This is a genomic window from Ferruginibacter sp., assembly GCF_014377975.1.
Taxonomy (GTDB): domain Bacteria; phylum Bacteroidota; class Bacteroidia; order Chitinophagales; family Chitinophagaceae; genus Ferruginibacter.
Genome location: NZ_JACMOO010000047.1, coordinates 1 through 21,144, shown reverse-complemented (window position 1 = coordinate 21,144; position 21,144 = coordinate 1). Strand labels below are relative to the sequence as shown.

19 protein-coding genes are annotated in these 21,144 nt (G+C 37.5%); 10 read left to right on the top strand and 9 right to left on the bottom strand.

The genetic code is table 11. From position 1 onward, the window contains the following. Nucleotides 1-146: 146 nt before the first annotated feature. The 3 genes from H7254_RS03145 to H7254_RS03135 all read right to left on the bottom strand — a co-directional run bounded on the left by H7254_RS03145 (nucleotide 147) and on the right by H7254_RS03135 (nucleotide 3,476). Nucleotides 147-830 carry a type 1 glutamine amidotransferase domain-containing protein gene (locus tag H7254_RS03145; protein WP_301931601.1) on the bottom strand — a complete coding sequence of 228 codons (684 nt, stop codon included), beginning with the start codon at nucleotides 828-830 and terminating at the stop codon, nucleotides 147-149. A 259-nt stretch (nucleotides 831-1,089) separates the two neighbouring features. Further along, the gene (locus H7254_RS03140) at nucleotides 1,090-2,103 is read right to left on the bottom strand and encodes a Smr/MutS family protein (RefSeq protein WP_301931600.1); all 1,014 of its coding nucleotides are present in this window, start codon (nucleotides 2,101-2,103) and stop codon (nucleotides 1,090-1,092) included. Nucleotides 2,104-2,864: 761 nt separating this feature from the next. Next, nucleotides 2,865-3,476: a ferritin-like domain-containing protein gene (locus H7254_RS03135; protein ID WP_301931599.1), complete on the bottom strand. Its 612-nt coding sequence runs from the start codon at nucleotides 3,474-3,476 to the stop codon at nucleotides 2,865-2,867. Between the two features lie 869 nt (nucleotides 3,477-4,345). Between H7254_RS03135 and H7254_RS03130 the strand changes: the two genes are divergently transcribed. The 4 genes from H7254_RS03130 to H7254_RS03115 all read left to right on the top strand — a co-directional run bounded on the left by H7254_RS03130 (nucleotide 4,346) and on the right by H7254_RS03115 (nucleotide 8,316). Next, nucleotides 4,346-5,512 carry a DUF6600 domain-containing protein gene (locus tag H7254_RS03130; RefSeq protein ID WP_301931598.1) on the top strand — a complete coding sequence of 389 codons (1,167 nt, stop codon included), beginning with the start codon at nucleotides 4,346-4,348 and terminating at the stop codon, nucleotides 5,510-5,512. A 116-nt stretch (nucleotides 5,513-5,628) separates the two neighbouring features. Then, a complete protein-coding gene (locus tag H7254_RS03125; protein WP_301931597.1) occupies nucleotides 5,629-5,847 on the top strand; it encodes a hypothetical protein in 219 nt (72 codons plus the stop codon). Between the two features lie 342 nt (nucleotides 5,848-6,189). Continuing rightward, nucleotides 6,190-7,455: an MFS transporter gene (locus H7254_RS03120; RefSeq protein ID WP_301931596.1), complete on the top strand. Its 1,266-nt coding sequence runs from the start codon at nucleotides 6,190-6,192 to the stop codon at nucleotides 7,453-7,455. A 9-nt stretch (nucleotides 7,456-7,464) separates the two neighbouring features. Next, nucleotides 7,465-8,316: an ROK family protein gene (locus tag H7254_RS03115; protein ID WP_301931595.1), complete on the top strand. Its 852-nt coding sequence runs from the start codon at nucleotides 7,465-7,467 to the stop codon at nucleotides 8,314-8,316. Nucleotides 8,317-8,453: 137 nt separating this feature from the next. Here H7254_RS03115 and H7254_RS03110 read toward each other — a convergent pair whose 3' ends face one another. The 3 genes from H7254_RS03110 to H7254_RS03100 all read right to left on the bottom strand — a co-directional run bounded on the left by H7254_RS03110 (nucleotide 8,454) and on the right by H7254_RS03100 (nucleotide 13,430). Continuing rightward, on the bottom strand, nucleotides 8,454-9,977 hold the full coding sequence (locus H7254_RS03110) for a Gfo/Idh/MocA family protein (protein ID WP_301931594.1): 1,524 nt from the start codon (nucleotides 9,975-9,977) through the stop codon (nucleotides 8,454-8,456). Between the two features lie 10 nt (nucleotides 9,978-9,987). Further along, complete coding sequence (locus H7254_RS03105; RefSeq protein ID WP_301931593.1) at nucleotides 9,988-10,653, bottom strand: DUF1080 domain-containing protein; 666 nt, start codon at nucleotides 10,651-10,653, stop codon at nucleotides 9,988-9,990. A 251-nt stretch (nucleotides 10,654-10,904) separates the two neighbouring features. Beyond that, a complete protein-coding gene (locus H7254_RS03100; RefSeq protein ID WP_301931592.1) occupies nucleotides 10,905-13,430 on the bottom strand; it encodes a DUF5686 family protein in 2,526 nt (841 codons plus the stop codon). A 353-nt stretch (nucleotides 13,431-13,783) separates the two neighbouring features. Between H7254_RS03100 and H7254_RS03095 the strand changes: the two genes are divergently transcribed. Beyond that, nucleotides 13,784-14,404: a DedA family protein gene (locus tag H7254_RS03095; RefSeq protein ID WP_301931591.1), complete on the top strand. Its 621-nt coding sequence runs from the start codon at nucleotides 13,784-13,786 to the stop codon at nucleotides 14,402-14,404. After that, complete coding sequence (locus H7254_RS03090) at nucleotides 14,401-15,603, top strand: glycosyltransferase (protein ID WP_301931590.1); 1,203 nt, start codon at nucleotides 14,401-14,403, stop codon at nucleotides 15,601-15,603. The genes H7254_RS03095 and H7254_RS03090 overlap by 4 nt, the downstream gene beginning before the upstream one ends. A gap of 14 nt (nucleotides 15,604-15,617) precedes the next feature. Here the strand turns inward: H7254_RS03090 and H7254_RS03085 are convergent, their stop codons facing one another. Continuing rightward, the gene (locus H7254_RS03085; RefSeq protein ID WP_301931589.1) at nucleotides 15,618-15,749 is read right to left on the bottom strand and encodes a hypothetical protein; all 132 of its coding nucleotides are present in this window, start codon (nucleotides 15,747-15,749) and stop codon (nucleotides 15,618-15,620) included. 268 nt (nucleotides 15,750-16,017) lie between these two features. Here H7254_RS03085 and H7254_RS03080 point away from each other — a divergent pair, with 268 nt between their 5' ends. Together H7254_RS03080 and H7254_RS03075 are read left to right on the top strand one after the other, a co-directional pair. Further along, on the top strand, nucleotides 16,018-16,506 hold the full coding sequence (locus H7254_RS03080) for a hypothetical protein (RefSeq protein WP_301931588.1): 489 nt from the start codon (nucleotides 16,018-16,020) through the stop codon (nucleotides 16,504-16,506). A 19-nt stretch (nucleotides 16,507-16,525) separates the two neighbouring features. After that, the gene (locus H7254_RS03075; protein ID WP_301931587.1) at nucleotides 16,526-16,711 is read left to right on the top strand and encodes a T9SS type A sorting domain-containing protein; all 186 of its coding nucleotides are present in this window, start codon (nucleotides 16,526-16,528) and stop codon (nucleotides 16,709-16,711) included. Between the two features lie 479 nt (nucleotides 16,712-17,190). On the opposite strand, the gene H7254_RS03070 is transcribed toward H7254_RS03075, so the two are convergent. Next, nucleotides 17,191-18,132 (bottom strand): AraC family transcriptional regulator, encoded by a 942-nt coding sequence (locus tag H7254_RS03070; protein ID WP_301931586.1) that lies wholly within the window; start codon nucleotides 18,130-18,132, stop codon nucleotides 17,191-17,193. A 148-nt stretch (nucleotides 18,133-18,280) separates the two neighbouring features. Here H7254_RS03070 and H7254_RS03065 point away from each other — a divergent pair, with 148 nt between their 5' ends. Together H7254_RS03065 and H7254_RS03060 are read left to right on the top strand one after the other, a co-directional pair. Further along, nucleotides 18,281-19,813 carry an aldehyde dehydrogenase family protein gene (locus tag H7254_RS03065; protein WP_301922633.1) on the top strand — a complete coding sequence of 511 codons (1,533 nt, stop codon included), beginning with the start codon at nucleotides 18,281-18,283 and terminating at the stop codon, nucleotides 19,811-19,813. A gap of 69 nt (nucleotides 19,814-19,882) precedes the next feature. Then, nucleotides 19,883-20,257 (top strand): DUF779 domain-containing protein, encoded by a 375-nt coding sequence (locus tag H7254_RS03060; RefSeq protein WP_301922634.1) that lies wholly within the window; start codon nucleotides 19,883-19,885, stop codon nucleotides 20,255-20,257. 65 nt (nucleotides 20,258-20,322) lie between these two features. Here H7254_RS03060 and H7254_RS03055 read toward each other — a convergent pair. Further along, a partial coding sequence (locus tag H7254_RS03055; RefSeq protein WP_301931585.1) for a nucleoside hydrolase occupies nucleotides 20,323-21,144 on the bottom strand: 822 nt, incomplete at its 5' end.

Below are 21,144 nucleotides of genomic sequence, written 5' to 3'. Positions count from 1 at the left end.
CAACCTCAGGATGGCAAATACAAATTCTATTTCCAGATAATTTCTTAGTTTTGAATATCCTTATATCTAAGATCATCCTGTTTAAAATTTATTAAACAGGATGATTTATTTCTACGATCTCATCTTAGCTCTTATCGATACACGGATTATTTGTGTAATAATTGCAATAATTTATCGGCTACAAGTTCTGAAGAAGTGGGGTTTTGACCGGTAATTAAAAGTCCGTCCTGTATTGCATAAGGTTGCCAGTTAGCTACCTTACTGTATTCTCCCCCGTTTTCTTTCAACATATCTTCTACCAAAAACGGAACTACTTTTGTTAGCCCTACAGCCGCCTCTTCTTCGTTGGTAAAGCCCGTTACTTTTTTGCCTTTAACAAGCGGCTCGCCCAAAGTATTATGTGTATGCCGTAACACCCCTGGGGCGTGACAAACAAAGGCCACAGGTTTGTTATTTCCATAAAACGATTCTATCAGGCGAATGGAATTTTTATCCTCCGCAAGATCCCACAAAGGACCATGACCACCGGGATAAAATATGGCATCAAACTCTTCCTCTTTCATCAATGAAAGCATTACAGTATTAGCTAATTTTTCCTGGGTCTCTTTATCCTTTTTAAAACGTTCCGTTGCTGGTGTAGCCGAACCCGGTGTATCACTTTTGGGATCAATGGGCGGTTGCCCTCCCTTGGGAGATGTAAGCGTAACTTGAATCCCTGCATCCAGCAGTTTATAATAAGGCGCTGCAAATTCCTCAATCCAAAAACCGGTTTTTTCACCGGTGTCGCCCAATTGATCGTGACTTGTTAAAACAAACAAAACTTTTTTCATTCAATAATTTTTTAACGATTTATAATTTATTTTAAAAATAATGAGTATCATACAGGATCATAACGTAACAGAATATTTTACTCATATAAAAAACCAACTTCCGGCACATAGTTGCCGGTATGTAAGTTCGTAGCTACAAATAATCTAAAATATAGTTTTAAAGGAAGTACGCTATTAACATAATTTTAAGGGGGAATTATCATGCAAAAGCTGAAACCATATCTTCAGCAAACAAAAGTATTCACTTTTTAAGAACGCTTTAATAACCAAAAAAAATTTCGGTAGCACCATAACCATAAGCATGGTGGTATTGATTTACAAAAGATTTTACTTCCTTTTTTGTCTTTAAAATATCATGTATTTCGTCTCGTAATTTACCTACCCCAACACCGTGTATAATGGTTAATGATGGTTGAAAGTGAGCGAGGGCAAGATCATAAAATTTTTCAAAAGCTTTCAACTGAAGCGTCAGTATTTCAAAGTTGCTGAGGTGTTTCCAGCTATCTGTCAGTTTTTCAATGTGCAGATCAACCACGGAACGGGCCGGTGGCAGTAACTCCTTTATTCTTGAAAGATCATATACCCTGAAACCAGCATTACCCAATTTATTTATATCCACTTTTTCTTCCTCTGCTTTATCGGGATAAGTATCAAACAGTGGGTATAAAAATGTAGGTTCGTTCTTTAATTTTATTTCTTCAATCTTTTTAAATATTTGTTTGGCCTTTAATTTTAAAGAAGTTTCATAATAAGGAGCCTTCTTCTTATCGGGATTGGATAAGGAAAATTCTACATCAAACCGGGGATTGTCGCTCAGATCTTCAAAATTTACATCATGCAAATAAAACTCGTGTAAATGCTCAATGGTGTTTGTTAATTGAAAACTGCTTTCGCCGTTAAACAACAAATTGTACTTAAACGTAAATGAGGCGTCTGTTTGATTTACGAGGTATATTTTTAACTTCTCAACCACATCATCATCAAAAACATCTTTATCAAAAACAGGCATGAAACAAATAAACATACCCTCTTCTTTTTTATCTCTTAGTACACCTTTTTCTTTTGGCATATTGTCAACATACACTTTCTTTTTTTCGACAATTTTTTTTTGTGAAAACATGTTGAAGTAAGGAAAATCAATCTGATCCATATAAGCAGGAAAACGAACACCCTTTACTTCAATCATCACCATTTTCTCGTTCATGATTTCTACCACTTTTCCTTCTTCATTTGTAAGCAGTACAATTATTTTATCTCCTGATTCGTATTTCATTTACACCACACTTTTATTAATAAATTATTACTGTAAAGTTAGGTTAGTTAGGAGGTAAAAAACGCTACCAACGAATTAAAAATGAAGATCAGACTTCCTTTATTTTAAAAGGACGAAGGCCGTATTACTGCCTATTGGTTGCCCTTTTAGGAACAGCAAAGAAGTACTACCAACCTAGCCTCCATATTATCCATCTGTTGTACTTCTTAATACGATCCAGCTCTGCGATCTAAAACATCTTCCATACATTTTTGTATAATAAATGTCATTCTATTCCGTCCATATTTAATCAACCGCCGTGTTTGGAAGTACGTATAAATTTAAATCTATCCCAAGTTGTTCTCACTTTTGTACATTCGAATATTTTCTGAAATGCGAATGGATCATATGTATTGGAATTGTCCTGTACTAATTTTATTTTCGTTGCTTTTGGATATCAATTACCGGCGATTTTTGTTGCAAACTGCGCCCTGTCATTTTGGATTTTATAGACCGTAACTTATATAGAACGCCAGTTTACCAGCAGGTTTATTAATACCATCTAGGCTATTACAAAGACTTCGCAATCAAGATAGATTGGAGATCAAAAAGGGTATAAACAAAATGATATTACCACAAAAAGTACAACAGCAATCTTAAGATAAAATAATACTGCTTAATCGTGATGTCTAAATTTAAGGAAGAAGAATGGTTTACCAGAAAATATACACAAGCCATTCAGATTGCGCCAAATGGCTTGTGCGGTGCTTGCTTCTGTTATTTTAACCTTCAGATGCAGCAAACTTATTTACCTTGCCTTCTGCAAGTTTGGTTAAACCTTCATCTGCTTCTTTCTCTTCATCGAGGGTAGTTTGCAAAAGGTTGGCTATTTCACCATACCCTAAAGTTTTGGCCAGTTGTGTAAGGCCTCCATAGGTAGCAATCTCATAATGTTCAACTTTTTGAGCAGCCATTATAAGACCAACATCTCTTGTAGCAGTGCCTGCTTCAGTCTCTTCTATAATACTCTCTCCTTCTTTGGTAATTCCTTCCATCGCCTCGCATTTTTTTGCATTGGGTCTTTTTTCCAATAGCGAAAAAACTTCTTCAAGTCTTTCCACATGTTTGCGGGTAACGTCAAGGTGCGCTGCAAATGCTTCTTTCAACTCGGTTGAACTGGCAGCTTTATGCATTTTTGGTAAGGTCTTTACCAGGTGTTTTTCGGCCCAGTAAATATCCTTTACTTCGTCATGAAAAAACTCCTGTAGCCTTGAGTCATTTTCAACATCTACGTGATGTTGTGCTGAAGCAGTTTTTTTTGACGCGGGTTCCTTCATGGTATTGCCATTGGTGGCAGAACCGCTTTTGCCGTTGGTTGCTGTTTTTGTTGTCATGATTAAAAATTTTAAAATTTAACTATTTTTACAACTTAATTTATAAAATAACCATGCCACTTTAAGTGCTGCTAAAGCTGTATTTTTTATAGCGAAAAAAGCCTTGTAATTTTTTAGAAAGACAAAGAATATCTCATTTTTTTTATTTATCGAAAAGGTAAAAATGGGTATTAACCGGATGAATCTTCTGTTAGCTAAACATAGTAAAGACCTCAAAAATTAATTATAATATCAAAGAGAGAAATTATATATCTGTATTGAAAAAAAACAGCTGTGATGTTTGCCTGCAAACGGTTTCACTGTAATAGTACCCGTTTATTTATTTGCCGGGTATTTGCTTTTAATTCACTATAATTATTTTAACAGTATCTACCTTGTATTTATTGATTTATTTTAAAACAGCCTTTATATATACCTCTTAAAATTTTTTACTTTTTTTTGTAAATTTTATCTGGCAGGTAATAACAGTAAAATTCATTGCCGTATTATGCAATAAATGCTACAACCTGTGTATTATTTTAGACAATATTGCATTATATAAATTGTATTTTCAACTACTTTTTTATACCGGTTTTAACGGCTGAATTAACCTTCCCGAATGTGTACATCCTTTGTTAAAAATGTTTCAAAAAGTTTAAGCAGAGAAGAAAAGAGTCGGGAGACAAGCGATAAAATGGATGAGCGATGAACCTGAAAATTTATGCTTAAGACTTAAGCATTTTTTTATTAACTCAGCATGCAAACAGATCTTCACAATATTCACTGTGCCTCACCCTTTAATTTATTGTCAATTCATTAACAAACCCATTCATCCTTATACAGTCATAAACATACAATTTGAAATATATCACCTACTAAAATAATAAGTCATGAAAAGCTCCAAACTTTTACTTATATTTTTTATAGCTTTTGTTGGTGTTTCGTCACCAGATAAAACCAAAGCGCAGTCTGTTGAAGTTAATTTTTCTGTGTTTCAGCAAAACCTTAGTCCTTATGGCAGGTGGGAGTTTAATCCACGTTTTGGCCAGGTATGGGTTTATGAAGATCCGGATTTCAGGCCTTATGCAACCGATGGGCATTGGGAATACACTAATTACGGCTGGTCCTGGGTATCTGATTTTGAATGGGGATGGGCACCGTTTCATTATGGCCGGTGGGAACATGATCCTTCGGATGGGTGGATGTGGCTGCCAGGCTATCAATGGGCAAGTGCATGGGTGAGCTGGAGTGAGCAAGATGGTTATTACGGATGGGCTCCGTTAGGTTATGGTGCAGATATCAATATTTCTTTTGGCACAATCCCCTATGACCGATGGAATTTTATACCAGGGCAATATATGGGAAGTCGGGATTTTTACCGGCACTACGCTTCTTCCCGGAATAATTATTTTAGAAATTCGGTAGTAATTAATAATTTTTATAATGGCAGAGATGGCAGGTTTAACCGCGGACCAGAAAGAAATGAAGTAGAAAGATTTACCAATAACCGAATTGAAGAACGACATGTGAATTACCGGGAAAGAACAGCAGTAAACAACCATGATAATGGCGATCAACGCAATAATAATTTTGCTACTAATCAAAATCAGAATTATGACAGGAATCAAAATAACGGTAATAACAGAAACCAAAATTCTCCCGTAAGACAGCCTGATAATTTTCCGGATACCAGGGATAGAAACAATGATAATTATAACCGGGGAAGAAATGAAAACAGACAGCCACCAGATAAGCAGCCTGCAAATACTAACCCAGGCGATAACAACCGAAATGAAAACTATCCGGGCAATAGCTATAATAATATTGAGACGTCCCGGCAGCAAAACAGGCTGCAGCAATTACCCGGTTTGCAGCAGTTACCACAACGTACTATGCAGCAAAGACAGCAGCAGGCGGTACCACAACCTCAACAAAGAATAGAACGACCTAATGGTGGGGGTTATAATGAAGGACGGCAAAGGGCTGAACAGGAAAATAACCAGCGCTCTCCATCGCAGGGAAGTGAAGGCAGAAGCAGAAGGCCCGGAAGAGACTAATTTTCCAAATCAAAACAATTACTTACTATAAAATGTACAAACATGAAAAATAAATTTTTATTGCACTGGCTCTTATTGGTTCGCTAACCCTGGCCTCCTGTAGCGGAAGCAGGCTGATGGTGACTAAAAGGCCCGTAGCTCCTTATTATCAACGGCCATTTACACCCGGCTTAGGTTATATTTGGATAGATGGTGACTGGACAATGCGTGGCGGACGCTATATTCATCAGCAGGGATACTGGGCATCACCAAGAGGCAACCGGCATTGGCAAAATGGCCGCTGGCAACAATTTAACAATGGCTGGCGATGGCGCCACGGAAATTGGCAGAGATAGTTATAAATCAGTAAGGATGCAGTTGTAAAGGTTGCATCCTTTTTTACGGATTTGTAAAGAAATTATTAACTATAAATTTTATAACGATAAAGCAGCGTTAGTTTTTAATGGTTAAAAAATATGAAAATAGCCATACAAATGCGTGGATGCCGGTATAGATAATATTTAAAGTAATGAACTATCTAACTATAGTTCCTCTTACCGCATTTAATCTTCATTAAACCAATATTAACCAAACTTACCAGCGTATATTTTGACAGGTTATTGAAAAAAATTTTGCCAGATGGATTATTAAAGTAAAATTGTAATCATTATTACTTTAACCCAATCTACTGCTTGCACATGAAAAGAAGTTACTACACAGTCGGCCTTATAATGTTAACGTTCTTCGTAATCTCTTTTTTAACAAATGTTATCGGCCCGCTTATTCCTGATATGATCACAGGATTTCGTCTCAGCCTTACCTTGGTGGCTTTATTACCGTTTGCTTTTTTCATTGCTTATGGGGTAATGTCAATACCATCGGGTATGCTCATTGAAAAATACAATGAAAAGAAAATGATGACGGCTGCTTTTATAGTTGCTTTATTTGGATCATTGATATTGGCGCTGTTTCCTAATTACCTGTCGGCAGTATTTTCTTTATTCCTGATAGGTTGTGGAATGGCAATGCTGCAGGTTGTAATAAATCCTTTGTTGCGCACAGCAGGTGGCGAAGAAAATTATGCATTCTATTCAGTAATGGCCCAGCTTATTTTTGGCCTTGCGTCTTTTTTAAGCCCGTTGGTTTATTCAGGAATGGTTTCCAGGCTTCAGCAGAATGCGCAGCCCGGCAGCTTTTTTTCCTTCTTTAATAAATTTGTTCCGGCTCAATTGCCCTGGATTTCGCTTTACTTTCTTTTTGTTGTTATTTGTTTATTGATGGTGTTTGTAATTCTGTTTTCAAAGTTTCCAAAAGTAGAATTGAACACCAATGAAAAAGCGGGTCAGTGGGCAACACATGTTCAACTATTTAAAAACCGGAATGTGGTAATGTTTTTTATTGCGATCCTTTGTTATGTAGGTACAGAGCAGGGTGTAGCCAACTGGATATCGCAGTTTCTGTTTACGTATCATGGTTTAGACCCACAAAAAACAGGCGCAGATACCGTTGCTTATTTTTGGGGATTGATGACTGCCGGTGGCGTGTTAGGATTGTTATTGCTGAAGTTACTGGATAGCAGAATAGTATTAATTTCATTTACCATTTTAGCCATCCTTAGTTTAAGCGCAGCTTTATTTGGCTCTGCAAAAATTGCTTTGATTGCTTTTCCGATGGTGGGCTTTTTTGCTTCGGTGATGTATCCTATTATATTTTCACTGGCGTTGAATTCGGTTAAAGAACATCATGGTTCTTTTTCGGGTATCCTTGTAACGGGCATCATTGGCGGGGCCATCATTCCATTGGGGGTGGGTTGGCTTGGCGATCAGTTCGGGTTAAAATTTGGGATGTACTTTTTATACCTTACCATGGGCTATATTTTAAGTATTGGCTTTTGGGCAAAACCTATTATTACCAACAAAACTATCCAGCTTTTTAAAAAGAAAGAAACGGTTCAACTTGATTAAGCAATTTACATGAACGATAAAAAAATTATAGGAGTTGATTTTGGTGCAACTAATATCAGGGCCGGGCTGGTGCATGGTAATCAGCTTTCAGCAATCAAATTAAAACGCATTAACAATACCGGTGCAGAAGATGAAGTATTGCAGGATTTATTTTTTGTACTGGATCAGTTGATGGATAAGGATGTATTGTCAATTGGCGTAGGTGTGCCCAGCGTGGTGGATATAGATGCAGGGATTGTGTATGATGTTATAAATATCCCTTCGTGGAAAGAAATGCCGTTAAAAAAGATATTGGAAGCACGCTACCATGTTGCGGCATTTATAAACAACGATGCCAATTGTTTTGCATTGGGCGAACATTATTTTGGAAAAGGAATTGGCAAAAAAGATATGATTGGTCTTACTATAGGAACCGGACTGGGCGCAGGTATCATCATCAACAACCGCTTGTTTACCGGCACCAATTGCGGAGCCGGGGAATTTGGTATGGTAGAATATCTTGATCATGTGTATGAGTATTATGCCAGTGGCCAGTTTTTTAATAACGTCTATCATACCGATGGTTCAGCCGTATTTGAAAAAGCCAATGCAGGCGATCAGCAGGCACAGCAATGGTATGCGGAGATGGGTACTCACTTGGGCAACGCCATCAAAACAATCATGTACACCTACGATATTTCGCTGATTATTTTTGGAGGATCGGTAAGGCTGGCGTATCCCTATTTCCAGAAGAATATGTGGAAGCAAATTAAAACTTTTGCATTTACAAAATCTGTACAAAGGTTACGAATAGAAATATCTGAAATAGAAAACACGGCTATATTTGGAGCGGCAGGATTGTATTATGATAATGTGCAGTGAAAAAATTCAGCAATTTCTTAAACCCCGTCCTGAAGGGCGGGGCAACTCATTTGGGGCAATTCATCCGATCAATAAAAACAGCAAGCCAAATAGCTTGTTAAAATATTCAAAACTCACAACTTATAACTCACTCATAACTAAATCTTCAACTCTCCCCACCCCTTTCTGTATTCTCTTTTTATAAATTGATTTGCCGCTTCAAAATTGGTAACCTTCATATTTTCCCCATCCCATTTAAAATCAAGATACCTTCCGTTGAATTTAAACCCTTCCATTGTACCATACACTGGATCTTTGCGGGAGATTTTTTCCTGCAGGTTAAAGCTTCTCAACAACAGGTTGCCAAGCAATACTGTTTCTGTTAACGGACCTGCATAACCTTCAAACGGCGAGTCCACTTCCATTTTCCCATAGCCCGCAATACTGGCATCAACCCATTGCCACCAGTGACCATCCATACCGCCTTGAACTCTTGGATATTTTTCAGGAATATGTACATCTTTATTCAATGACAATGGCAATAGTTTTGGATGACTTCCGCCCCAGCCGCAGGATACTTTTCCTTTGGTACCAATAAACAAGGTGCAACCTTCAAAATCATTTTCACCCGGAAAATCGCCCAGCACATCATTCATATTTACATCCGGTTCTATCTCTGCAATGCGTGCGGGAGTAATACCGCCATCCATCCAGTACAGGTCAAGGTCTTTACCGCTGCGCTGTTTAAATTGAAATTTGATGGAACTGGATACAGGCCCACTTTCGGGATAGATTCCTTCTTTAAAAATACCATTGTATACGGTACTTGCACTTCCCGATACATCCGTTGGATAACCAAGGCCAAGTAATTTAAATGGCGGCCCCATGATGTGGCATCCCATATCTCCCAAGGCGCCTGTTCCAAACTGCCACCAGCCACGCCAGTTAAATGGCACAAGGTTATCAATATAATCTGTTTGCTGTGCAGTGCCCAGCCACAAATCCCATTTCAATTCTTTTGGAATGGCCGGTCTTTCTTTGGGCCATGAAATACCTTGCGGCCAAACAGGACGATCCGTCCAGCAATACACTTTTTCTATTTCACCAATCAGCCCTGCTTCAAACCATTCCCTCATTACACGCATGCCATCGCAAGAAGCTCCCTGGTCGCCCATTTGAGTTACTACCTTGTATTTTTTAGCAGCTTCTGTTATTACACGGGCCTCGTAAATATCATGCGTTAAAGGCTTCTGCAAATAGAGGTGCTTGTTTAATTTCATCGCACTCAAACCAACAATGGCATGGTTGTGATCGGGGATGGCTACCGTTACCGCATCAAAATTTTTGCTTTCTTTCTCAAACATTTCCCGCCAATCATGGTAAAATTTTGCTGATGGAAATTCCTTTTTTCTTGGTTCCGCCTGGCGTGCATCCACATCACATAAAAAGGCAACTACTGCATTTTTCTTAGGAGCGTTGGCATAATGATGAATGTCGTTTTCCGCTTCGCCACCGCAGCCCACCGCAGCAATGTATAATTTATCACTCGGCGCAGTGTATCCTTTACCTCCCAACACAAAACGGGGAATAATATAAAACCCTGCAGTAGCAATTGCGGCTTTTTTTATAAACTCTTTTCGGGTAGTTGTTTTTTTTACAGGAATATTTTTTCTTTTTTCCATGAGATAAAAATTATTTTTTAGCAAGCGGTTTAACAGCAACTTCTTTAAAATACACCACGTCATCTTCACCATGATTTTGTAAGCCGATATACCCTGCACCCGGCCTCCTGCCCTTCATGGGTTCAAAATCAAATTTACGTTCTGGTGTGTGGTCGCCTTCTTTATAATCGGTTACTTTTTCACCATTCACATAAACAATTGTGCGTGAACCATCCAATGTAATTTCCATGGTATTCCATTCAGGGCCGGGTTTGCCAGGTTTGGCCAGCGGCTTTGTTAAAGAATACAACGTTCCGGTTATGTGATGGTCATCTTCGTCAGATGTTTCGGGGTGATTGTCAATCTGCACTTCGTACCCGTAAAATACCGGCATCCATTCTTCTTTGGGCTCAATCGGGATGCGGATAAATACACCCGAATTGCTATTGAATTTTTGCATTTTATATATCACCCGAATGGTGCAGTTGCTCAATTTTCCCCCTTTCCAGTACAACAGGCCCATTCCGCCATGGCCCCTTATCATGCCATCTTCTACCTCACTGCTGCCTTTGCCCACATGCTTCCAGCCAGTAAGGTCTTTGCCGTTGAAGAGTTGTTTCCAACCTGCAGTGGTAGTCTTTTTTTTAATTGTTTGGGCTTTTAAATTATTTTGTGCAGACAATAAAAAAAAGCACATTGACACGCATATAGTTTTTAAAATTATTTTATAAGGCATACATCGTTGATTTAAAATATGGATATTCTAAGATAATATAAAAGTTGATACAGTGAAATTTTAAGTGACACAGCAGGAGATGTACGTGCAGGGAGATTTATTTCGTGAAAGTAATAACAAAAGATAAATTACCAGCAATGGTAGTATTTATTATCTCCATTTCATTCACAATATTCAATGAGTTGTATAGGAAGCAAAAGAAAAAGAAATAGTTAAAAGGCAATTTTTAATCCAATGAACAAACCCGATTTTTCTGCATTGGCGGAACTGGCAGTAAGCCGCCAAAAATAATCAAGCGACAAAAGATGAAATATATTTTCAATACCCACACCTGTTTCCATAAAAGGCTTATTACCTGTAACCGAAAATTGAGCATTGTTATTGTATATTTTATTGGCTTTGGTCATACTGCCCGTAAATAGGTTAAAAGAAAAGCGTTCTCTTAAACCCATCTTGTTTAAAAAAGGTATTTTATCAAATAAAATTCCCCCGGCGTAAAGCCTTGTATGCACGCTCACAAATTGGTCTGATGCATATTCATAAGGAAGCATGGTGTTAAAAAGGTATTTACTATCCATATGCGACTCATTGCCACCCGGTATATTTAATAATAAATAAGGCGCCGTACCAATTGTTTTGCCAACATTTAACTTGTAGTAAAAAACAGATTTTGGCGGTAATCTTAACCTTTGCTCAAGCCCTATATTTACTTTTTCATAGGCAAATTGAGCATTGGCAACTTCTATCCCATAAGTAAAACCGATAGAAACGATGGGATTATAATTATCGAGCCTAATCAGGTTGTAATTAAAAAATGTTGTGCGTTGATTCTTTGCAAATCGTAATTCAATTGTGGCTTCTGCAACAGGTAACTTGCTTTTATTTACGCTATCAATTGGCAGGTCAGTAACCTTATCTATGGGGTGAAAAGTAAAATGAAAAACGGGTAACAATTCTTTGTAATCCAAATACAGTTTTGCAGCAATATTTTTGGTGATGTACTGCTCATGTTTTAAAATAACGGATCGTACAAAAATATTTGTTGAAGGAACTTTTTTTCTGAGCAGGGATGTTAATAAATTATCGTTATCTGATTCATCCTCTTTTTCTATTGGGTAATTATAATCTATGGTTCCATTGAGGGATGTCTTGGTCCATTTTACCCGGTTCCAGATATATTGCAAACCGAGATGGCTTTTCAACTGATGATCTTTTGTACCATAAGCGAGGTAGCCATTTACATTTATTTTTTTACTGATGCCAGGTAATGTCCAGAATCCCACCCTCGAACGAACGCCTTCGGCAATACCTGTACTGATTACAGATGTAAGTGGCCCTATCCTGAATTTGTTGCCAATATCCCAATAACCAATGCCGAGCGCAGCGATAAGCTTTGTGTTATTTTTATATTTTGTATTTCTTTTTAAAGAATCTGCCATCAGGTAAATATTTCTTTCGTGCCTTGATAAAGTATCAGACCGGTTCTGCTTCCAGTACTCCTCCCCTTTTTCAAATTGAACGGTTGCTTCCTTATTCATTATTGTAATGGCACTGTCATCAGCATCACCAAATTTTATATGGTCAATAACAATGGTGTTATTAACTGTTAGCCTTACAGATTTTTTGTTTGTTTTTACAGGGATACCTACTAACGCCGCCCCTGTTTCAAAGTCAACTACAGAACTGTATTTGAAAGGCATATATTCTAACTGTTGCGTAGCGGTATCAAAGCTCAGTGTATACTCTTGTATATAATGAAGGTCATTTATAAAGTTAAGGTTGGCTGTTTTGCTCAGGCGCATATCAATCTTGCTGATAGAATAGGAGCTGTCATTGATCCATAGGGAACCTGTAAAAGCTCTTTCAAATTTTTGTTTAGGCGAAAAGTAAATCCTGTATTGCTCTTTACCATTCACTATACTGCTATCACTAAAATAAAAATTATAATAATCAAAAGCAGTGTTACTTAAGGGACTTGCATAAGTTTGACTGAAGATTATTAACCAATTATCATAAATATTAAAGTTAAAATTAAATTTATCCAGCTTTCGGAGCAAAGCATCCGTTTGTAAGCCCAATGTTTTTTTAGCAAGGATATTTTCTTTTTCAATGGCTGGCAAAATACTATGGTATTTATTTGAAATAGTTTCTGAAAAATAGATGGGTAACCGGGAACTTTTAGAATTGGCTGTATCTGTACTTCTGTAAATATTTATCGTTAAATTTTTTAAACTCCTGCTATTTTTTTGAGCAGTATCTAAATTATCAATGGAAAGTTCGTGCCGTTTATACTGGCGATAGCTGTAACTGCTAAACCTGTTTGGATCATTGTAACTTTTGTTGGCAATTACTTTTTTCATGAACCGCTTTCCGGGTTCTTTATCCATAGAGGAAACTTTGATAACTACGTCACCCAGCAAAGACGCATACTGCTTTAACTGAAAGTTCAGGCCCGTTAATTGAGCTTTGTTAAGAGCAAAGGTTAGCGTTTCAAAACCAGCGTGTGTTAGTTCCAGTGTATTGCTCCATTTTACGGTGGTTATAATAAAAGAACCGTCTGTTTTTGTGCGTGTTCCTCCCTGTATTCCTGTTAAATGAACTGTTACATTGGGCAAAGGCTGTTTAGCTGAATCTTTTACTGTACCGGAAATAACAAAAATATTTTGCGCCTGGATAGAAAAACAGCTGAATAAAGCAAGGAATATGACAAAAAAAAATTTAAATGTATAATTATTCATGAAGGATCTGCAAGCACCATTATAATTCAAATTGCGCAAGAACTGATTTTTATTTGTAAGATATTTTTTTAACGAAAAAGGTTGGCTGAAAAAAATTATTAACTATATAATTTAAAGCCTCATTGTTTCTATATTTTTGCACAATAGTAAACTTATTATTTTACTTACATGTTAAAATATTTTAATTTTTTAATTAAGTTAAAATTAATTTTTTTTCAGTAATAATTGTACTGGCACCCTGTTACAATTATTTAATGTGCTGTTTATTTAATCTTTTCTTCAGAAAATAACCTTTTGAGGGAAAAATACAAACGCATATTAAAAAGAATACAGTGTGGTAATTGAAAAAATGCTTGATTATTTTAGCATCCTGTTATCCAATTTGTTTTAAAATATCAATTAATTACTTGGAACATATTATCTATTTATTGTCTTATTACAAATATTTAATCTTATTGCCCCTTGCAATTGTTGAAGGTCCAATAATAGCTGTCGTAGTGGGTTTATTATGCTCTAAAGGTTTTTTAAATCCATTATATGCCTATGTTATTATTGTTTTTGGAGATTTAATTGGAGATTCAATTGTATACATGCTTGGCCGGTGGGGAAAGTCAAAATTCCTAAAAAAAACCAGCAACTGGTTAGGCTTTACCGATGCTAAAATGGCCCGTGCCCGGATCTTTTTTGAAGCCAACCCCAATAAAACTATTTCGTTATCAAAAATAATTCTAGGTGTAGGAGTAGCGGGCATTTTTATGGCTGGAAATGCTAAGGTAGCTTACAATAAATTTATTGGTATTTGCCTGGTAACATCTGCACTACAATATATTGTTTATATAAGTATCGGGTTTTTATTTGGGCAGGCATACATACAAATCAACCATTATCTAAACTATTTTGCATCTCTTTCTGTTCTTGTGGCTATTGCAATTATAGTATTCTTTTTTATTAAATCAAAACTCAAAAAAATATGAGAATCCTTTTTGTATCTGAAACTTATTATCCGCATTTAAACGGTGTATATTATTTTGTTTGCCGCCTGGCACCGCTACTTCAGGCAAATGGGCACCAGGTGGCTGTAATTGCACCTTCAGAAAATACGCATTTCTCCAAAAAGAAAATTGATAATATTGATGTATATGTTGTTCCCTCTCTTCCGCTTTTATATTATCCCAAATTACGCTTCCCGATTCCAGTCTTACTTCAGCATAGGATTAAAGGTTTAATTGATAGTTTTAAACCAGATGTAATACATATTCAGGATCATTTTATTTTATCTAAAGCGGTAGTAGAAGTAAACAAAAAATTAAAAATACCCATTATTGGTACAAACCATTTTATGCCCGAAAATCTTACTTCTCTTTTTCAAAACCAAAAAGTAAAGAGGATGGTCGAAAATTTTATGTGGTCCAGATTTTCGTACGTTTTTAACCAGGTATTACTGGTAACAACACCTACAGAAACCGGCGCACGGCTAATTCGTCCCCAGTTAAATACAAATGTTATTGCAATTTCAAGCGGGATAAATCTGGAAGAATTTAATTCATCTGGCAATAAGGATAAAATAAAAGAAAAATATGCCTTACCGGATAAGCCAGTGTTATTATATGTTGGCAGGTTAGATCCGGAAAAACGAATTGAAGAAATACTGGAGGCTGTTGCCGTAGCAATAAAGAAAATTGATTTTTATTTTGTTATTGTTGGAAAAGGTGTAAGAAAATCAGCGCTGGAAGATTTGGCTAAACAATTGGATATTGAGGACAGGGTAATTTTTACAGGCTTTGTACCGGATGAAGATTTACCCTATTTTTATAAATTAAGCCGCTGCTTTGCAATAGCCAGCAGAGCTGAACTTCTAAGCCTGGTAACCTTGCAGGCAATGGCTTCCGGTTTGCCTGTAATTGCCGTAGATGCCGGTGCATTGAGCGAAATTGTACACGATAAAATAAACGGATACTTATTTAAAACCGGAGATAGGGACGCAATTGTCAGATCTTTATGCAACATTTTTACAAAAGAAAATCTTTACAGGGAAATGGCAGAAAAAAGTGTGGAATATAGCCACCAACATGACATCCATAAAACAGTAGCCTCCTTTGAAAGAGCCTATAAAAGTTGTTTTGTAAAAGAAATTATTACAAAAAACAGTAAGGTTCCGCTGGACCTTGCATAAGGTTGCGTATTATGTTATACTACTTGCAGCATAACAGCAACCGTTTTAAAAAGTACAAACCACACCAAAAAACCAGGGTCGTTCCTGGTTTTTTTATTAAGCACAATTTCTGTTTCGTGTTGCCTGGCCACCTCCTTCCTTTGCATGCTAAAACTTTTTTGAAAGCTTTGCCCCCGGCTACGCTCTAATATTTTCTGCAATTTTTTTCAGCGCAATTTTTCTGGATATTATTGTAAACATGTTATCAAATCCGTGTTGTATAACCTGTATAAAATTGATCAGAAATAATAATAGTTTTTTTGATTCGTCTACTTTAATGTAACTATTCCAATATTTTTTACCATCACTGCTTCCTTCACATCAAAGTAGGTATATACCATATCAGTAAATTAACATGAAAAAAAGGATTATATTATGTCATTATTTTTTATAATGATATTGATAAGTACTTCCATAAAATCACAAACCATCAGCTATCCTGTTTCTGCCAATCCAATTTCAGTAAGTTTTGATTCCACATTGCTAACAGTGCAAGTATCCGACGCATCTGCTAATCCAGCTATCACCATCACCTTACCCGGCGGAGTTTATTATATTCCCGGGTCATTCTCTTTTAAATCTGGAAGCGGTACTGTTATTGAAAGCGGTTCTTTAACTGTACCCATATTTACTATTAAGAATGCAACCATTCCGTTTTCGTTTACCATTGAAAGAAGGGCTGATTGCGCTGCCCGTACTTTAAGTTTAGATGGAGGTACTTTTAAAGATATTGTAAAGGTTGATGGGGTAACGGAAAATTCGCCATTGCTGAATACTTACAGTATAAAGTACGCTACACTGACTATTAACCAACCAACATCCCTTACCAACATCGTAATCGAATCCGGCAAAAGAGGAAATTAAAATTACCTTATCCGCAAACATGGTCAGCAAACCGGTTAGTTTCAGTTTAGTCACCATGGAGGGTAAAGTAGTATCTACACTAAAAGTGAGGTCTGCCGGCCATACGGAACTTATGAATGTAAACAACCTCGCTAACGGCAAATATCAAATCTCCATTACAACAGATACAGAAGTGATCAATAAAATAATTGATGTGATAAGATAATAATAATGGCCTGGACTTTATCAGATACTTTACCCCTGTGTCATTATGTTACTAATCTTTAAATAGGTAAACTATCCGGAATTAAAATAGTATGCTAGCCGAATATAATTAACTGTTTGACAAAGTAAACCTGCTGCACGCCGCCTCCCGTCATTCCTCAAACGTGATGGTACTTTGCAGGGAACATGACTCAGCGTCTGTTGCTGCTCACAAATAATTTTTAAATACCCGATCAATCTCCGCTCTGCTTTTGTTTACCAGAGATTTTGCTATGTACTTTTCAAAACGGCTATTTGGAAATTCTTTACCCTTCATTTTAACTGCACCCATAAATAGTGAATATGTTTCGGCATTAATACATGCCCATATATCCGCAGCACTTCACTCCTCAGCCCGTATCACCAACCTCAGAATGAAAAACGAAAATTCTATCTTTAAATAGCTTCCCCTAAAATATTCAAACAACAAATTCCTTCATCTTAGTTAATATATTTACCACTTGATTTTAAACAACCCTGGTAGGCGCCAGGTGTTATGCCTTCTATCTTTTTAAAAATGCGCACAAAATAATTTACGTCAGCAAACCCACAAAGTAAGCTGATAGTGGTAATACTCTTTTGTTGCCCGGCCAGTAATTGTTTGGCTAATTTAATCCGTTCCTGGTTAATATAATCCAGTGGCGTAACACCAAACTGTTCCTTAAACCAGCGGAAGAAATGATTGCGGCTGAGGTATGCTTTACGGCATAAATGATTGATAAGAATTTTATCGGTCAGATTTTCATGAATAAAATGCACCACAAATTGCAGGCGGGTTTGGTTACCATTGTGGGTGATCTCGGTTTTAATTTGTTGCAGATGCTGGCTTTGCACTAATCTTATCAGCAGTTCTTTCAAATTTAAATCAGCATAAATATTTTTAGATGTATCGCTGCCGTTACAAACCCTTATCAGTTTATTGATAAGGCCGCTCACTTCATTGTCATTATCAAAATGATATTTATTAAACTGCAATTTCCATTCGTGCAATTCTTCCTTATCATTATAAAAACTATTGAGGTAGTTGAGCGTATTGGTAATGTAGGCTGCGTCTACCGCCAATGCAATGCATTGAGAAGGTGTTGCTGCCGATGCTTCCGGAAAATCAATCACCATGGTTTCGTGTGCAGGTACAATAACAGTTTCGCCGGGCAAATAATCAAAAGCAGGTTCATCAAATAAGTGCATAATTTTTTTGCCTCTTATCATACTGGTAATTACAAAATCACTAAACGTTAAGGGTACGCGGTAAGCCTGCTGGTAACTTTCAAAAACATTCAGTTCGCAATTGTTCAAATTAAAAATACGTCTGTTTTCTACCAGCGTTTGAAGGTACTTTGGTTGGGTAAGATCAATAGGTTGCAGCTTATTTCTTCCGGCCATGGCATTCGTTTAATGGTAAGTTAATCCGCTTTTAGCATTCGTTAAAATGTAAGGTACAATTGTGCTATTAAAATACACGATAATACAGATCATTCTTCCGAAAAAAAACAATATTTATTTATTAATTAACGAAAAAAACGCTTCCATTATGAGTACAACAACAGCCGAAGCTCCGGTTAGCAATGTTGCTACACGCCCTTCCTTTAAACAAAAATATGAGCACTACATTGGTGGAAAATGGGTGGCTCCTTCCAGCGGAGAATATTTTGAAAATTCATCGCCCATTGATGGAAAAGTATTTACCCGTGCTGCCCGTGGCAACGCCAAAGATATTGACCTGGCCATTGATGCGGCACACAAAGCGTTTGAAACCTGGGGCAAATCGTCTGCCACTTCCCGCAGTAATATTATGATCAAAATTGCGCAGGTAATTGAAGACAACCTGGAATACTTAGCCATTGTAGAAACCATTGATAATGGTAAAGCAATCCGTGAATCAAGGCTGGCAGATTTGCCTTTAGTGATTGACCATTTCCGGTATTTTGCCGGAGTAATCCGGGCAGATGAAGGCAGCATGAGCGAGCATGACGAAACCACCGTTTGCCTGAATATACACGAACCAATTGGTGTAGTAGGACAAATCATTCCCTGGAATTTTCCTTTACTGATGGCCACCTGGAAGATAGCTCCTGCACTGGCTGCCGGTTGTTGCGTTGTTGTAAAACCTGCTGAGCAAACACCCACAAGTATCATGTGTTTAATGGAACTGATTGGTGATTTACTACCGCCAGGTGTATTAAATATTGTAACCGGTTTTGGACCCGAAGCAGGAAAACCATTGGCCAGTTCGCCCCGCATTAACAAGGTTTCTTTTACCGGTGAAACAACCACAGGCAGGCTTATTATGCAGTACGCTTCTGAAAACCTGATTCCTGTAACGATGGAACTTGGAGGCAAAAGCCCCAACGTATTTTTTGAAAGTGTTGGCCAGGCTGATGATGATTTTTTTGATAAAGCAGTGGAAGGTGCGGTGATGTTTGCATTGAACCAGGGTGAGGTTTGTACCTGCCCCAGCCGCATATTGGTGCATGAAAATATCTACGAAAAATTTATGGATAAAGTGGTGCAACGTACCCGTGCCATTAAGCTGGGTAACCCACTGGCTGCAGACACCATGATGGGTGCACAGGCATCAGAAGACCAGTACAATAAAATTTTAAGTTACCTGAATATTGGTAAACAGGAAGGTGCTGAAGTATTGTGTGGTGGTGAAGCTTTTCACCAGAACAGCGGGCTGGAACATGGCTTTTACATTCAACCAACTATTTTTAAAGGCCATAATAAAATGCGTATTTTTCAGGAAGAAATTTTTGGGCCGGTGGTTTCCGTTACTACTTTTAAAACCACCGAAGAAGCAATTGCCATTGCCAACGATACCTTATATGGTTTGGGTGCGGGTGTTTGGACAAGAGACGCCCATGAAATTTACCAGGTGCCAAGGGCAATAAAAGCAGGCCGTGTTTGGGTAAACTGCTTTCACGCCTATCCGGCGCATGCTCCTTTCGGCGGATATAAAAAATCCGGTTTTGGAAGAGAAAATCATTTGATGATGTTGAACCATTATCGTCAGACAAAAAATATGCTTATCAGTTATAGTAAAAGTAAGCTTGGTTTCTTTTAATAATCCGGAAAATCTACAGGAAGACGGCGGCGAAGGGAGTACCGTCTTTTTTAATAAATTATTTTAAACATGATACCCAGGATAACCGCAACGGATAAAGCACTGGCTTTAATTGAACAACTAAAAACTTTACATGGGCCGCTGATGTTTCACCAAAGCGGTGGTTGTTGCGATGGAAGCCAGCCTATGTGTTTTACTGCAGGTGAATTTAAAGTGGGTGGCAGCGATGTATGGATGGGCACTGTAAGTAATTGTAAATTTTATATGGGTGCCGATCAGTTTGAATACTGGAAACATACACAATTAATATTGGATGTAACACCCGGCCGCGGCAGCAGCTTTTCGCTTGAAATTCCGTTGGGGGTGCGCTTCTTTATTCAATCAAAAATGTTTACCGAAGAAGAGCTGGAGCAACTGGAACCATTGATGGAGATACCCCTGTAATAAAAAAGGTGTTCAAATTGAACACCTTTTTTAATTATGGTACTTATTGGTTTATGAATCAATACTTATTTTTTCACAGGCTGGTGCATCATCAAATCTTCAATCAGTTTTGCTATTGCACCTGGGGTTTGTTTAAAGGTGAGGTAAGTAAATTTCTTTCCGGATATCAGCACGTTTTTTCCATCTGCTTCCACATCAAAATTTAATTTACGGTAACCAAACCAAGGCAATAAACCCCGAACTGCTACGAGCACGGCTGTCTGATCCCAGCTATTCCGGCCAACGGTATTACTGTCTTTTGCAAGGGCTACGCTAAACGCATCTTTTACCGGACTATTTTGTATCTGTTCATTGTGTATTAAACGAATGCCGGTTAAGATTTTTTCTCCAATTTCAAAGCCACTTAAAATTATCGGTGTTGGCCATTCTGCAAATACTTTTTTTGTTGCAGCGGCATCTACCATTATATTAAATTCATAACCGGTTTTCCCATCTGTACCAATTCTTGCAGCCATGGAAACCAGTTGCTTCACTTTCTTTTCAATAAGAGCTTTGCCATTGAGTGGAGAGTATTTATCGGCTTTAGAATTAAGTAATCCTGCCAGGTTTGTAAAGAAGCCAACAGTTACAACGGTTACACTTTTATCCATTTGTACCGACAATATTTTCCGATATAATTTTACTGCATCCATCGCTTCATTGTTTAATTGCAACGCATGGGGGTATTTGGCAATAATTGCCTGCGCCCAATGCTGCGAACAATCTTTATCCGGCAATGCTGCTTTTACTACTCCAACCGGAATACCAGGCCTGTTGAAATAAGTATTCAGTACATTAAGTGTTGGCACAGTTGTTTCAAATGCGTTGGATGAAATGGTAGCCAGGAT